This window comes from Corynebacterium sp. MSK032, from assembly GCF_030232065.1.
GTDB classification, from domain to species: domain Bacteria; phylum Actinomycetota; class Actinomycetes; order Mycobacteriales; family Mycobacteriaceae; genus Corynebacterium; species Corynebacterium jeikeium_D.
In genome coordinates this window covers 1-13,498 of the sequence record NZ_JASPJR010000023.1, presented here as the reverse complement: position 1 = coordinate 13,498, position 13,498 = coordinate 1, and the positions used below count along the sequence as shown (strand labels likewise).

The following is a 13,498-nucleotide window of genomic DNA, read 5'->3' as shown; positions in this document are numbered from 1 at the left end:
ATTTCGTTCGGCGGGTTTGCTTCACTACTTCTCCTGGTCGAAAGTGGTGATGCATTCACCGCCTGAACCTACCGGCTTGAAAGTGTCATAAACTCGCACAGTTTCACATTTGCAGCCCGTCTTTTGAAGTTGTCAGGTTTGCTGCTTAACCAAAAACGCCCGACCGTCGGCGCATCTACTGCACAGAACGATCGGGCGTGAAAAGGTTTATGGCTATCTAGCCCCAGCCGCCTATTTACTTCTTGCGAGCCTGACCCGGCTTCGGAGCCGGCTTGGAAGAGATCTTCTTAGCGTCGTCAGCGTTCTTCTTCTCGGTCTTGACCTCGTCGACCTTGATTTGAGCCTGCTTGGAAGCCTCTGCGGCCTTCTCCTCAGTGGTCTCCTTGGCCTTAGCAGCCTTGTCCTTGGCCTCGTCGGCCTTGTCGGCTGCCTTGCCCTTTACCTCTTCAGCCTTGTCCTTAGCCTCAGAAGCCTTCTCTTCAACGGTCTCCTTGACCTCTGCGGCCTTCTCTTCGACCTTGTGCTTAACTTCCTGGGCCTTCTGCTGGTACGGAGCTGGGTCAACCGGGAGCTTGTCGTCCTTGCGCAGCTTCCAAACGATGACACCGACGATTGCTGCAACAACAGCGAAGACCAGGGAAGCGGTTGCGATGCGACCGTTCTTGGCGCGCTGCTCTTCCTTACCGGTTACCTTGTCGATAGCCTTCTGGGTACGCACCTCGAGGTCCTTGCGAGCCTTCTTGGCCTTCTTTTCAGCCTTCTTAGCCTCGCAGCGAGCCTTGCAACGGGTCTTCTTGCCCTTGCGCTTAGCGTCCTTCTCGGCCTGCTTCGCAGCCTTCTTAGCCTGCTTCTTGGTCTCCTTGGACTTCTTCTCAACCTTGCCGGTCAGTTCTTCGGCCTGCTCAGCGAGCTGATCGCGGGCGTCGGAAACCTTTTCCTTAACGTCTTCCGCCCAATTGGTTGCTGCGTCCTTTGCTGCCTCGTTCTGTGCAGCTGCCACCTTCTTAGCCTCCTGCATCGTGTCGTAGAGCTCTGCAGCCTTCTTGTCCCGGTAATCCGAGTAGCTGTCGTAAGCGGACTTCAGTCCCTTGACAGCCAGCGAGATTGCGTTGGGGTTCATGACTCTCCTTTATTAGTGCGTCGCCAACAGGCATCGCCTTTAATTCTCAATCAATGATTAATACTGCTGCGGCGCCAGTGCCTCTGAGACCAAGATGCTTCTAAGTCCAAGAGCTAGGGCCCAGTTAGGCCTAGCGCCGAAATATTTGCAGCAGGCTCACATTCCAGCTTAGGCACTATTTGGCCTCCATGGGGGTCAACGAAGAACTCTTTTCCTTATCTTGAGAAACATTTTCGCTGGTTTCTGCCACGGAGAAACTCACCAGTAGGAGCAATTGGCCACCAAGGTCGGTATCCTAAGGAACGTGACTATTAAGACTGCTACTGCAACTGTGCACACCAACCATGGCGATATCGTGATTGACCTGTTCGGCAACCACGCGCCGAATACCGTCGACAACTTCATCGGCCTGGCAGAAGGCACCAAGGAGTACAAGGGGCAGAACGCCTCTGGCACCGAGTCCGGCCCGTTCTACGATGAGGCCATCTTCCACCGCATCATCGCTGGATTCATGATTCAGGGTGGTGACCCGCTGGGCACCGGCACCGGCGGCCCGGGCTACATGTTCGACGATGAGATTCACCCGGAGCTCCAGTTCGATCGTCCGTACCTGCTCGCTATGGCAAACGCCGGCAAGCGCGGCGGCCGTGGTACCAACGGTTCCCAGTTCTTCATCACCGTTGTTCCGACCCCGCACCTCAATGGCGCTCACACCATCTTCGGTGAGGTCGCTGATGATGCCTCGAAGAAGGTTGTCGACGAGATCGCTCGTGTGGCTACCGATCACTGGGATCGCCCGTTGGAGCCGGTCGTGATTACCTCCATCGACATCGAGAAGTAATCCGCTAGCTTCTACGCTCTTTAACCCGTCCGGTTGTTCCGGGCGGGTTTTTTCATGCCCATTTTCGCTTTACGACGGCCCGTAACTTCAATGTTGTGTTTAGGGGTAGTGGGGGTAGTAGCACATCGTGTTGATTCTCCACATGTCCACAGCCCTGTGGAAAAAATACTCCACTGTTCACCTAGGTGAACACGGGCCAAGAAGCACGTTACGGGCCCCAATTTTCACAAATTATAAGAATCCACAGTTGTCCACAGACTTGTGCACATGTGTGGATAATTCCATTCTTGTAATTTACGAACCAGCGTTCGAAAGTGGTCGAACTCCGCAGAATATTGGAGTTACGCACAACTTGACTTGCAACTATGTTACTTGTTCACAGAGTTATCCACAGGCTGTGGATACTGTGGACACAGGGGATAGAACCAAAGTTGTCATGCTTTACGGTTTCTGTCACGTAACCCGTGAGAAATTTGGGACGAAATCTCTCCACAGTTATCCACAAATTACATGATTGTTACACAGGTTTCTGTGGATAACTTTTTTGCGCGATCAGTAGGAGGGAAATCCTCATTCTCCGAAAAATGTGTGGGAAACGGGTGTATTGGCGGGGGTGCATTGACCTGGGTTTTTGGGCATGAAAAAGGCGCATCCAAAAGTGGATGCGCCTGAGGGGTGCGGTGTATTAGAGCTGACTAACGCCAACCCATAGTCATCAGCAGACCAACAATGAAAAGACCAAAGCCGATGACGTAGTTCCATGCGTTCAAAGTCACCATGAACGGAATATGCGGACCCGCGATGTAGTTGACCAGCAGCCAGCCCAAACCAATCAGCATGAACCCGAACATCAGCACCTTGTACCACACCGGCGTCTGAGTGCTGTTGATTTTGACCGGGGTACGGCTGACGGAGGAGCCACCGGATTGTGGTGAATTAGTGCTTTCAATCTTTGCCTTAGGCATAGCGCTTTAAACTCCTTAGGTTGTGGTCAGCAGGTTGCGATCAGCGCGGTATCTACACTCCCGCGATATATGCATAATTGTAAACTTTGCATCCGAACTTACCAGTGAAGTTCGCAGGCAGTAGAATTCCCAGTTATGCAGATTCTCGTCGTCGATAACTATGACAGCTTCGTATTCAATCTGGTCCAGTACATAGGCCAGCTCGGCGAAACGGTGACTGTCTGGCGCAATGATGATGCGCGTCTCCGCGATGTTGACGACGTCGTAAAGCAATTTGATGCAATCCTACTGTCGCCCGGTCCCGGTGAGCCGTCCAATGCTGGATGGACAGAGGACATTATTCGCGCGGTGAGCAGGCAGGACGATCCGACACCGGTGTTGGGTGTGTGCTTGGGTCATCAGGCGATTGGTGAGGTCTTTGGTGCGCAGGTCGTGCGTGCCGACGAGCTGTTGCACGGCAAGACTTCCCCGGTCACACACGACGGCACGGGTGTGCTGGCCGATGTGCCCAGTCCTTTTATTGCCACGCGCTACCACTCGTTGACGGTCGATCCGAAGACACTGCCGGAGGAACTCATTGCCACGGCATTCACCGATTCGGGCATGCTGATGGCGATGCGCCACCGCGACCTGCCGATTCACGGCGTGCAGTACCACCCGGAGTCGGTGCTCACCCAGTACGGGCACCGCATGCTGGTCAATTGGCTGCGACTGGCAGGCGGTGAGTACACCGAGGAACTCCTGTCCGAGTTGGAAGCACAGCAGGCGGTGTACCAGCGCGCCTTCTCAGACGTGCTGGCACACTAGCCGCTAGTTAGGCAGTAGATCCGGCAACCTCAGGGGAGGTTCCGGAGCAGGCCGTTCGTCTGAAGAGCTCTCCGGAGCAACCCCAAGCCGGTAGACACGCAGGGTGACCTCGCCGTCCTTGTTCAGCTTAGACCCGGCCGACGGATTGGCCTTCTCCACGTGGTCGACCTTGGACAGATCCAGCGTGGTGACTTCCTCGGTGCGGATAGTTCCCTCGAATCCGGCATCGGCGAGTGCCTTCTCCGCATCACTGAGGGTCTGTCCTTCAACCCGTGGCATCTTAATTTGGTTACCACGCGAAACGTGCAGCTCAACCGTCGTACCGACAGTGAGCTCCGAGCCCTTCTGCGGAACCTCAATGACGGTTCCCTGCTTCTCAGCGGAGTCCACCTCTACCACTTCGACAACGAAACCAGCGGATTCGAGGGTCGTGCGGGCGGAATCCAAAGTCTGACCAGTGACATCCGGAACAGTCTTGGTCTCGATACCGGAGGAGACAGTCAAGGTTACGCGGGTTCCCTTCGATACCTGAGAACCGGCAGCTGGAGACTGCTCGATAACATTGCCGCGCGGAACGTCCTCATTCGGTTCCTCTTGTAGCTTTGGATTGACGACAAGCCCCGCCTCCTCGAGCAGGCGGCGAGCTTCCTCGGCCTGTTTGTCGCGCACATCCGGCACATTGGTCAACTCCGGACCCGAAGATACGCGCAGCTTGATGCGAGATCCCTGCGGCAACCCCGATCCGACACCCGGTTCGGTGGCGATCACCGTGTCTCGGGGGACATCTGGGTTCGGCTCATCGACGCGGTTGACTACAAAACCAGCCTCCTCGAGAACCTGCGTTGCCTCATTGACATTTAGGCCCTCGACCTGCGGAATGGCAACGGTCTCGACCTCGGTGGACGAGTTGAAAAGCTGGTAGGCGCCGTAGCCGACACCGCCAAGAGCGACCAGCGCAGCAGCCGCCAGTGCGACAGTCTTTCCTGCGCCACCCTTCTTTTTCTCAGGCTCGTCAGTGTTAGCAATCTGAGCAGGGGCTTCCGGTTGGGCAGCTGCTCTCTCCGGTTCCGGAGCAGGGACAGGGGCCGGGGCCGGAGTTGCCTGCTGTGCAGGGGTCACCCGGGTCTCAGCATCCGATGGAGCTGCCGGAAGGAATTCGGTGGTCTTCGCATCGTCGTCATGCGCGCCGTGGTGCGCCAGCGCCAACGGATCCTCGCCGCGTGCAAGACGACGCAAATCCTGGGCGAAGTCCTCTGCAGAGTCGTAGCGCTCCATCGGATCCTTGGCCATCGCGGTCAGAAGCACCGCGTCGAGGGCCTGAGCCGTGTTTGGGTCGGTGTTGAGCTTCCCCGAAGGCCGCGGCGGCTGGTCCTGAACGTGCTGGTAAGCGACAGAAAGAGGGGTTTCGCCGGTGAACGGCGGGGCGCCCGTGACGGCCTCGAAAAGTACGCAGCCGACAGCGTAGATATCGGAACGGGCGTCGGCGGTCTTACCGCGCGCCTGCTCCGGCGAGAGGTATTGCGCGGTACCCAGCACCGCCGCAGTCTGCGTCATCGTGGTGGAATCACCGAGCGCGCGAGCGATGCCGAAGTCCATCACCTTCACCTTGCCGGTGTTGGTCAGCATGATGTTCGCCGGCTTGATGTCACGGTGAATAATGCCCGCATGGTGGGATGCCGTCAGCGCATCACACACCGATGCCATGATCGATGCGGCTTTCTTCGGGTCGAGCCGCCCCTCACGACGAACAAGATCACGCAGGGTCTCGCCCTGAATCAGCTCCATGACAATGAAAGGCACGCGCCCCATCGGGCTATCCGTCTCGCCGGTGTCGTACACCGACACGATCGACGGGTGATTCAGCAGCGCTGAGTTTTTCGCTTCACGACGGAACCTTGCGAGGAAGTTCTCATCCCTGGCAAGGTCGGCCCTCATCATCTTGACCGCGACAGAGCGACCGAGAACAGTATCTTCAGCGCGGTAGACATCGGACATGCCGCCAACGCCAATGAGCTCGCCGAGCCGATAACGGCCGGAGAGGAGATCGTCATTGCCAGACATTGTTCGTCAGTCCCTTCGGAAGGATTTCCACCAAAACATCTTGTACCTGAATATTACTGTGCATCTGGAGTCCCCAAGGTATTACCGGAGTCATTTCCCAAGGGCAATTGAATACCGGGTAGACCACCGCCACTGGAGTCGTCGCCACTGTTGTCGCCACTGTCGTTGCCCGAATCCTGAGTCGGTTCGGACGTATCCGGAGCGGTCTCGCTGGTGTCCTGCTCAGTGGAGCTGTCAGAGGCACCGTCATTGTTGCCGCCGTAGTTTTCCCCAGAGTTGCCGCCGTCGTTATTTCCCCAGTTACCGGAATTGTCTCCCGACCAACCGTAACCAGAACCGTCGTTGGGGTCGGTGTTTTCCTCTGGGGTTTGCTGCTGTGACTGGTTCGGAATGTACTGCTCCAAGTTCGGAATGGTTGGCAGTGAACCGGTAGTCGACAGCGAATAGACGACTGCGATAGCACCGGCCAGCAACACTAGCAGCACCAACAGCACAATGCTGCCGCAGCCACAACCGCAGCCACTGCGTTTCTTTGCCGGCTTACGCTGTCGGGCGGGTTGCTGCGGTGGTCGCTGCGGTTGCTGCGGTGGCTGCGACACCGGCATGGGCGGTCGCGTCATGGCACCGAGTTCGGTGGTCGCCGGGTTGGCAGCGTTGGATTGACGGTGCACCGTTGGGGTCACACCACGCGGCTGCGGTGGGCGGTGCCCCGCGCGCACTCGCAAAACAGCCTGTGCCAGCTCACGGCCATCGGCATAGCGACGCTGCGGATCCTTGCGCAGCATAATGCCGATAAGTTCGCGGATATGCGGATTGACCGTCGGCGCCAACGCAGGCGGAGCCTCGTTGATGTGTGCCACGGCAACCGCGACGGTGGAGTCGCCCTGGAAGGGCCGGGCGCCGGCCACCATTTCGTAGGCGACACAGCCAAGCGAGTAGATGTCAGTCGCCGGACTCACCTGTTTGCCCTGCGCCTGCTCCGGTGAGACATACTGCGCGGTACCGACGACCATGCCGGTACGCGTCAGAGGCACCGCTTCAGCGGCTTTGGCAATGCCAAAGTCGGTAATCTTCACGGTGCCCTCCGGCGTCACCAGGAGGTTGCCCGGCTTAATGTCGCGGTGGACAAGGTTCGCAGCGTGAATTGCCGACAGGCCGTGTGCAGTCTGCTCCAGAACGTCGAGCATCAGGTGCTCTGGCAGGGTGCGACGCCGCTGCAGCACCTGCGACAGAGATTCGCCACGGATGTACTCCATGACGATGTAACACGCGCCGTGGCTGCCGATGTCGCCTTCCTCGTAGGTGACAATCTTCACCACGTTTGGGCTGTTGACGCTGCGCGCAGCGGCGGCTTCGTTCTGGAAACGCTGCCGGAACTCGTAGTTGTCCGAGTACTCCTGGTTCAGAAGTTTGATTGCAACCAGTTCGCCGCTGGTGGCGTCGTCGGCAAGCCAGACGGTGGACATGCCGCCACGGCCGAGCAGACGGCGGACGTGATATCGGTCGCCAACGATGTCTTGAACTTGGTGGGCATCCATGCTTATCGACCCGCCTGTTCGACCGCGTTAATGAGTGCACGGCCAATCGGGGCAGCAACGGAGGCGCCGGTAGCGCCCTGGCCCTGGCCGCCACCGTTTTCCACGACGACAGCCACGGCGACATCGGAGTCCGGCGCGAAGGCGATGTACCAGACGTGCGGCGCGTACTCGCCGCGGACAGCACCGTGTTCGGCGGTACCGGTCTTGGAGGCAATACGCGAACCGTTACCGCCCGAGTGCGACTCGGAGCCGCGCATCAGCTCAGTTACGGTCTCCGCGACCTCCGGCGAAATCGCCTCGCCGGCTTCAATCGGCTTAAAGGACTTGATTTCGGAGAGGTCGGCACCGCGCACCGATTTGATGATCTGGGGTTCCATGCGCACGCCGCCGTTGGCAATCGTGGCGGCGATGATGGCGTTGTCCAGCGGCGTGAAGGACACGTCGCGCTGACCAATGGAGGTCTGACCCAGCGAGGACTGATCCGGAATATCACCGACAGCGGAGGGCTGAATCGGCAGGCCCGCGTCATCGTGGGTCTCACCGATGCCGAATCGCTTAGCGACGTCCTTGAGCGCATCGGCCCCGTACTGCATACCGAGCTCAGCGAATGCCGTATTACAGGACTGCGCGAAAGCCTGGCGGAGAGTTGTAGTAGCCCCACCACAGGTCGAGCCACCGTAGTTCTCCAACGTAGTGGTGGTATCCGGCAGCGTAATCTGCGGTGCGCCAGTGACCGAGGTGTCCGGGGAAGCGCCTTGCTCCAGTGCCGTGACCGTGGTCAACACCTTGAAAGTGGAACCCGGCGGCAGCGGACGCTGAGTGGCGTGGTTGAGCAGCGGTGCGCCCTCATTGTTGTTGAGGGACTGCCAGGTACTCTCGTCGCCGGCGGTGATGTCATTCGGGTTGAACGACGGTGTGGAGGCCATCGCGAGAATTTCACCCGTCGATGGGCGAATGGCGACGGCGGAGCCGACGTAGCCGCGTTCAGCGAGTTGTTGGTACGCAGTCCGCTGAGCGTTCGGCAACAGCGTCAGCTCCGTGGAGGCCCCAGAGGGTTCCTTGCCCGTGACCATGTCGAGGGCGCGGGAGGTAAACAGCGAAGGGTCGCTGCCGTTCAAGATCTCGTTCTGAGAGCGTTCGATACCGGCGGAGCCGTAGATGTCCGACAGGTATCCGACCACCGCGGCATATGCCTCCGGGTCGGTGTCGTAGCTGCGGTCATAGAAGCCGCTCTCGCCCTTGACCGAGTGGGCCAGAATGTCGCCGTCAGTGGTGATTTGGCCGCGAGGTTTGGACTTTTCCTCCAGGAACTGGCGGCTATTCAGCGGATTGTGGGCGTACTTATCCTGCTGGAAGCCCTGGATGTAGGTCAGGTTCGCCAGTAGAAGAACGAAGAGTCCGAGAACGACAACAAAGATTTGGCGAATGGTTTTATTCATCTACTGGTTCACCTCCTGAGATGCGGTGGCATTGTCGTTGAGGCCCGAAGGGTTGCTTGGAATACCCCAGGGGCGGTTGGCCTCGTCAGAGACGCGCAACACGATGGCCAACATGATGTAGCTGGCCAGCAGTGAGGAACCACCGGCTGACATGAACGGAGTAGTCAGACCGGTCAGCGGCATCAGCTTGGAAACACCGGCTGCAACCACGAACAGCTGAATGGCCATCGAGAATGCGACACCGGCCGCCAGCAGCTTGCCAAAGGAATCACGTACCGCCAAGCTCGCCGAAATACCGCGGGAAATCAGAATCGCGAACAGCAGGATGATGGCACTCAGGCCGGTAAAACCGAGCTCCTCACCAAAGGCCGAGAGGATGAAGTCAGAGTGTGCCACCGGAATGTTCTGTGGGTAGCCCTGGCCCAGACCGGTGCCACCGATGCCACCCCAGCTCATGCCGAACAGACCCTGGGAGAGCTGGTAGCCGCCCTCGTCGTAGGAGCCCAACGGATCCAGGAAATGCGTGACTCGCGCCTGAATCTTGTCCGAAACCATGTAGACACCGACAACGCCGACGGTCACCAGCACCATGCCGATGATCAGCCAGGAACCGCGACCGGTGGCAGCGTAGAGCATTGCCAGCACAGTGCCGAAGAGCACCAGCGCCGGGCCAAAGTCATTCTGCAGAGCCATGATGACGGTAGCGATGCCCCAGATCAGCAGAATCGGACCCAGGTCGCGAACACGCGGGAAATCAATGCCCAGGAAACGCTTGCCCGCCACATTGAACAGCGAGCGCTTATTCACCAGCAGCTGAGCAAAGAAGATCAGCAGCATGACCTTGGCAAACTCACCCGGCTGCATGGAGAACGGGCCGATGGAAATCCAGATGCGGGCATCAGCATTAATCGACGACGGCCACACCAGCGGTAGCGCCAACAGAATCAAGCCGCCGAGACCCAGCAGATACGAGTACTGCGACAGCGAGTGGTGGTTGCGCAGCAGGACAATCACGCCGATAAACAGTGCGACACTGAGTACGGTCCACATGATCTGGTTGCGCACCAACGAGGTGTCATTGGCCAGGTCGAGGCGGTGAATCATCACCAGCCCCAAGGCGTTGAGCGTGGCCGCAACCGGCAGCATCACCTGATCGGCGTTGGGTGCCACAAAGGTCAGCGCGATATGCGCCACTGCAAAGATCACAAAGAATCCGCCAATGATGTAAAAGACATCTGCGGTCAGAGAGTTGCCCTGAGCCAGTTCCAGTGAAATTAGTGCCAAAAGCAACAATCCTGCCGACAGCAGCAGCAGGAGCATTTCCTTCATCCGAAGCTGTCGCTTCGTGGTAGTTTCACTCATTTTCGCACCTGCCTACAGTTGACTCCTGGCTTCGAGCCCAGCTTTTCATCCTTCTTGTCATCGTCGGAAACGGACAGACATACCGGCAGTGCCGACTCCGCCAAACGGCCAATCTGGTCGCTGACACCGTCGTAGGAATCAGCCGGCAGACCTTCCAGCGAATTGCGTGCCGCCGGTGAGAGATCTTCCGGCGTCATGATGTGGCAGTCGACCTTCTCCTTCGGCGTCCCAGCCGGAGGAAGCTGAACTTTATTGTCATCGGTCAAACAGATGAACTGATGTGGCTCTTGCAGATCGAAGCCCAGCAAACTGCCGGGCACGCCGTGCATCAGCTGCACCTGCCCGTCGACCACCGCGAGATGGTACATCGACTCCTTCTTCTGCCAGCCCCAAATACCAAGGCCGACCAACCCGGCCACCAGCACCAGCACCACAGAAATAACTAGCCACTTGCCCTTGGAAGCTTTCTTCTCCGGCGCCGAAGTCACTGCAATTTCCTGCGACTTCCGCGGGCGGAGTGCCGCCGCGCGTCCCGCTGACGTATTGGGGCGGGGGAGTTCCTCCTCCGCACTCTGTAGGGCACCGGCCAGGGCGGGCTCGTAAGGCGTGCGTGCCGACGAATCGACAACATCGGCAACCACCACGGTGATGTTATCCGGACCACCGGACTTCAACGCGTAGTCAATGAGCTTGGTAGCGGCCTCGTCCGGAGTGCCCTCCGAGAGCACATCCTTGATGGTGTCCGCGGACACTGGATCGGATAGACCATCCGAGCACAGCAGGTAGCGATCGCCCTCGTGAACATCGCGATAAGACAAAGTAGGCTCCACCGGGCGACCGGTGAGAGCCTTCAAAATCAGTGAGCGCTGAGGGTGAATTGCCGCTTCTTCTTCGGTGAGATTGCCCTCATCCACCAGGGACTGCACATAGGTGTCATCCCGGGTAATGCGGATGAGCTCCCCGTCGCGCAGCAGATAGCCACGCGAGTCACCGACATGGCACATGCCCAGGCGGGTGCCGTCGAAAAGCAGAGCAGTCAGCGTAGTGCCCATGCCTTGCGTAGAGGGGTTCTGCTCAATTTCATCCGCGATGGAGTTATTGCCCTCCATGCAGGCGCTGCGCAGGGACTCGAGCAAATCGGGGCCGGGCTGATCATTGTCCAGCCGAGAGACGGCCGCAATCATCAGCTGAGATGCGATTTCTCCGGCGGCGTGGCCACCCATGCCGTCGGCAAGCGCGAGCAGACGCGAACCCGCATAGGCGGAGTCCTCGTTGTTCTGTCGGATGAGGCCGCGGTCAGAGCGGGCCGTGTAATTCAGAGCAAGACTCATGGTTGCAACCTCAAAGTTGTACGGCCAATACGAAATTCCATACCCGAAGCCAGGCGTTCCGGCTGTTCCACGCGCTGGCCATTGAGGAATGTGCCATTGCGGGAGTCCAGGTCTTCCAGGTACCAGATGCCGTCGCGGTTGATGACGCGAGCGTGCTGGCCCGAGGCGAAGTCATCGTTGAGGACGAAGGCATTCGACTCTGAACGGCCAATAGTGATGTCGCGTTGGTTGTTTAGGTTCATGCGCGAACCCGCCAGCGGCCCGGAGGTGACAAGGAGCTGATGTGGAGTCTGCGAGCGCTGGAAACGCTTGGCCGGAGCACTGCTGGCCTGCCGAAGTGGGCGCAGCGGAGCCGAGCCTGTTGTTTCTGTACGCAGGGTGCGAAGCGTCATCCAAATGAAAAACCACAGGACGACCAGCACGCCGATGCGCGAAAGCAGAAAAACGATAGCTTCCACGTCCGAGGAACCTCCTTATGTAGAGCTGGTGGGTCCGCAAACCGAACACACGGACGTAATTATTCCAGGAATGTGTCGGCAAACCTAGGGCAGTGGCATGTGAACCTGGTGAACCTCACTACTTAGCGGATCTGAATCAGCGGATTTAACTAACGGATCTGAACTTCGAGAACAGAATGTCCCAACGAGATTTCGTCGCCGTCGGCCAGCAGCCAGTTCTCAATGGGTTCGCCATTGACAATGGTGCCGTTGGTCGAATGCAAATCGACGAGCACAGCGTCCTGGCCATCCCACGTGATCTCGGCATGCTGGCGGGAAACACCAGTATCCGGGAGGCGGAAGTCGGAAGCGGTGCCGCGGCCGATGATGTTCGAACCATGGCGCACCTCAAATACGCGCGAGGAGCCGTCCTGCAACAGCAGGGTGACGGTCTTTTCCTGGGACTGGTCTTCACTCACGGCCGCGCTGCTCAGCTCAGTTGCCGCTTCCGGGTCGACCGCGGGGATGGGGCGGGAAGCGGTGGGGAACTGCTCAGCTTCCGGCTGCGGGTGGTAGGCGGCAGAGGTCTCTGCAGCTTGGGGTTCATCATCGCTTTGCGACGGGGCTGCGTCAGTGTTGGCATCATCGGCACTGTCCTCGAATGGGACGAACTCCGAGGTGCCCACGGTGTCCTCGGTGAAAGTGCTGGCCGTCTTCAACTGGCCGGTGTGGAGAGACTCCACTGCCTGCAGGTGGACGCTAATGGAACCGGTGAAGCCCCAGCCGTTGTTACGGCAGTAGCGCGTCATGCGGTCAGCCAACTGATTCGGCAGGTTGGGCTCGGACGCAGAAAGGTTCTTGTAGTCGGCAGCGCTGATGCCAATGCGGAAATCATTGGGTGCCAAGTACTGACCGTTGGCGTCCTGCATCAGGAAGTCTTCAATTTCCTGCTTCAGGCATTCTTCTAACTCATTCGGGACAACCTTGCCGCCGAACACGCGCGCAAAGCTGTTATCGAGCCCGCGCTGAAGCGAGCTATCGAGCTTGCGGATGCGTCCTAGGAAATCCATCTGACTAAAGAAATTCGCCTTCTCCCGCCAAACCGCGGCGGGTTACGTGAAAAAAAATGTGCACAAAAATTATCGATACTTAAGCAACAGTATAGAGCCCTACACCTTCAGTTAAGGGCTAGGAACTGCTGAGGTTTATCAAATAGTGACGACGGTTGTGGGGGAAGTTGCTATTGCTAAGTGCGAAAAAGGCGTTTTACATTCCGTTGGAAAGTGCTTGAAAAGTGGTGAAAAACGCGCGCTGGCCTGGGGATTTGGTGGTGTATTAGCGCGGGGTGTTATAGTTCTATTCGTTCCCACGGGCGAGTGGCGGAATGGCAGACGCGCTGGCTTCAGGTGCCAGTGTCCTTTACGGACGTGGGGGTTCAAGTCCCCCTTCGCCCACAGTGAAGATCCTCGGAAGTGTAAAAGCTTCCGAGGATTTTTTGTTTGTGGTGGGGGTTAGCATGGGGGGGTTAAGTAAAGAAAAGTGTGTCTTTTCCGGGCGTGTTGCGGTTATTTGATCCAGCCTTTTTGGATGCCGAGGT

General features: G+C 58.3%; 11 protein-coding genes and 1 tRNA gene. 3 read left to right on the top strand and 9 right to left on the bottom strand.

Annotated elements, in window-relative coordinates:
• Nucleotides 1-235: 235 nt before the first annotated feature.
• Nucleotides 236-1,120: a hypothetical protein gene (locus tag QP995_RS10515; protein ID WP_284853189.1), complete on the bottom strand. Its 885-nt coding sequence runs from the start codon at nucleotides 1,118-1,120 to the stop codon at nucleotides 236-238.
• A 304-nt stretch (nucleotides 1,121-1,424) separates the two neighbouring features.
• Here QP995_RS10515 and QP995_RS10510 point away from each other — a divergent pair, with 304 nt between their 5' ends.
• Entirely contained in the window at nucleotides 1,425-1,961 is a 537-nt protein-coding gene (locus QP995_RS10510) for a peptidylprolyl isomerase (RefSeq protein ID WP_369707163.1), read from the top strand.
• 695 nt (nucleotides 1,962-2,656) lie between these two features.
• On the opposite strand, the gene crgA is transcribed toward QP995_RS10510, so the two are convergent.
• Entirely contained in the window at nucleotides 2,657-2,926 is a 270-nt protein-coding gene (gene crgA / locus QP995_RS10505; protein WP_005511903.1) for a cell division protein CrgA, read from the bottom strand.
• A 135-nt stretch (nucleotides 2,927-3,061) separates the two neighbouring features.
• Here crgA and QP995_RS10500 point away from each other — a divergent pair, with 135 nt between their 5' ends.
• A complete protein-coding gene (locus QP995_RS10500) occupies nucleotides 3,062-3,733 on the top strand; it encodes an aminodeoxychorismate/anthranilate synthase component II (protein WP_070601397.1) in 672 nt (223 codons plus the stop codon).
• A gap of 3 nt (nucleotides 3,734-3,736) precedes the next feature.
• On the opposite strand, the gene pknB is transcribed toward QP995_RS10500, so the two are convergent.
• The 7 genes from pknB to QP995_RS10465 all read right to left on the bottom strand — a co-directional run bounded on the left by pknB (nucleotide 3,737) and on the right by QP995_RS10465 (nucleotide 12,971).
• On the bottom strand, nucleotides 3,737-5,794 hold the full coding sequence (pknB, locus tag QP995_RS10495; protein ID WP_284853188.1) for a Stk1 family PASTA domain-containing Ser/Thr kinase: 2,058 nt from the start codon (nucleotides 5,792-5,794) through the stop codon (nucleotides 3,737-3,739).
• A gap of 53 nt (nucleotides 5,795-5,847) precedes the next feature.
• Nucleotides 5,848-7,332, bottom strand: coding sequence for a serine/threonine-protein kinase (locus tag QP995_RS10490; RefSeq protein ID WP_256886811.1), 1,485 nt, complete (start codon nucleotides 7,330-7,332; stop codon nucleotides 5,848-5,850).
• Nucleotides 7,333-7,334: 2 nt separating this feature from the next.
• Nucleotides 7,335-8,771 (bottom strand): penicillin-binding transpeptidase domain-containing protein, encoded by a 1,437-nt coding sequence (locus QP995_RS10485; RefSeq protein ID WP_049190703.1) that lies wholly within the window; start codon nucleotides 8,769-8,771, stop codon nucleotides 7,335-7,337.
• A complete protein-coding gene (locus tag QP995_RS10480; protein WP_016421756.1) occupies nucleotides 8,772-10,133 on the bottom strand; it encodes an FtsW/RodA/SpoVE family cell cycle protein in 1,362 nt (453 codons plus the stop codon).
• Nucleotides 10,130-11,464 carry a PP2C family protein-serine/threonine phosphatase gene (locus QP995_RS10475; RefSeq protein ID WP_016421757.1) on the bottom strand — a complete coding sequence of 445 codons (1,335 nt, stop codon included), beginning with the start codon at nucleotides 11,462-11,464 and terminating at the stop codon, nucleotides 10,130-10,132. Before QP995_RS10475 ends, QP995_RS10480 begins: the two co-directional genes overlap by 4 nt.
• The gene (locus QP995_RS10470) at nucleotides 11,461-11,922 is read right to left on the bottom strand and encodes an FHA domain-containing protein FhaB/FipA (RefSeq protein ID WP_016421758.1); all 462 of its coding nucleotides are present in this window, start codon (nucleotides 11,920-11,922) and stop codon (nucleotides 11,461-11,463) included. Before QP995_RS10470 ends, QP995_RS10475 begins: the two co-directional genes overlap by 4 nt.
• Before the next feature lie 149 nt (nucleotides 11,923-12,071).
• A complete protein-coding gene (locus QP995_RS10465; protein WP_070604850.1) occupies nucleotides 12,072-12,971 on the bottom strand; it encodes an FHA domain-containing protein in 900 nt (299 codons plus the stop codon).
• Nucleotides 12,972-13,271: 300 nt separating this feature from the next.
• Between QP995_RS10465 and QP995_RS10460 the strand changes: the two genes are divergently transcribed.
• A tRNA-Leu gene (locus QP995_RS10460) sits at nucleotides 13,272-13,355 on the top strand.
• The last annotated feature ends 143 nt before the right edge of the window (nucleotides 13,356-13,498 follow it).

Excerpts from the sequence above, each read along its gene's own strand:
- QP995_RS10515 (WP_284853189.1), bottom strand. The coding sequence starts at position 1,120 with ATGAACCCCAACGCAATCTCGCTGGCTGTCAAGGGACTGAAGTCCGCT.
- crgA (WP_005511903.1), bottom strand. The coding sequence starts at position 2,926 with ATGCCTAAGGCAAAGATTGAAAGCACTAATTCACCACAATCCGGTGGC.
- QP995_RS10500 (WP_070601397.1), top strand. The coding sequence starts at position 3,062 with ATGCAGATTCTCGTCGTCGATAACTATGACAGCTTCGTATTCAATCTG.
- pknB (WP_284853188.1), bottom strand. The coding sequence starts at position 5,794 with ATGTCTGGCAATGACGATCTCCTCTCCGGCCGTTATCGGCTCGGCGAG.
- QP995_RS10490 (WP_256886811.1), bottom strand. The coding sequence starts at position 7,332 with ATGGATGCCCACCAAGTTCAAGACATCGTTGGCGACCGATATCACGTC.
- QP995_RS10485 (WP_049190703.1), bottom strand. The coding sequence starts at position 8,771 with ATGAATAAAACCATTCGCCAAATCTTTGTTGTCGTTCTCGGACTCTTC.
- QP995_RS10480 (WP_016421756.1), bottom strand. The coding sequence starts at position 10,133 with ATGAGTGAAACTACCACGAAGCGACAGCTTCGGATGAAGGAAATGCTC.
- QP995_RS10475 (WP_016421757.1), bottom strand. The coding sequence starts at position 11,464 with ATGAGTCTTGCTCTGAATTACACGGCCCGCTCTGACCGCGGCCTCATC.
- QP995_RS10465 (WP_070604850.1), bottom strand. The coding sequence starts at position 12,971 with ATGGATTTCCTAGGACGCATCCGCAAGCTCGATAGCTCGCTTCAGCGC.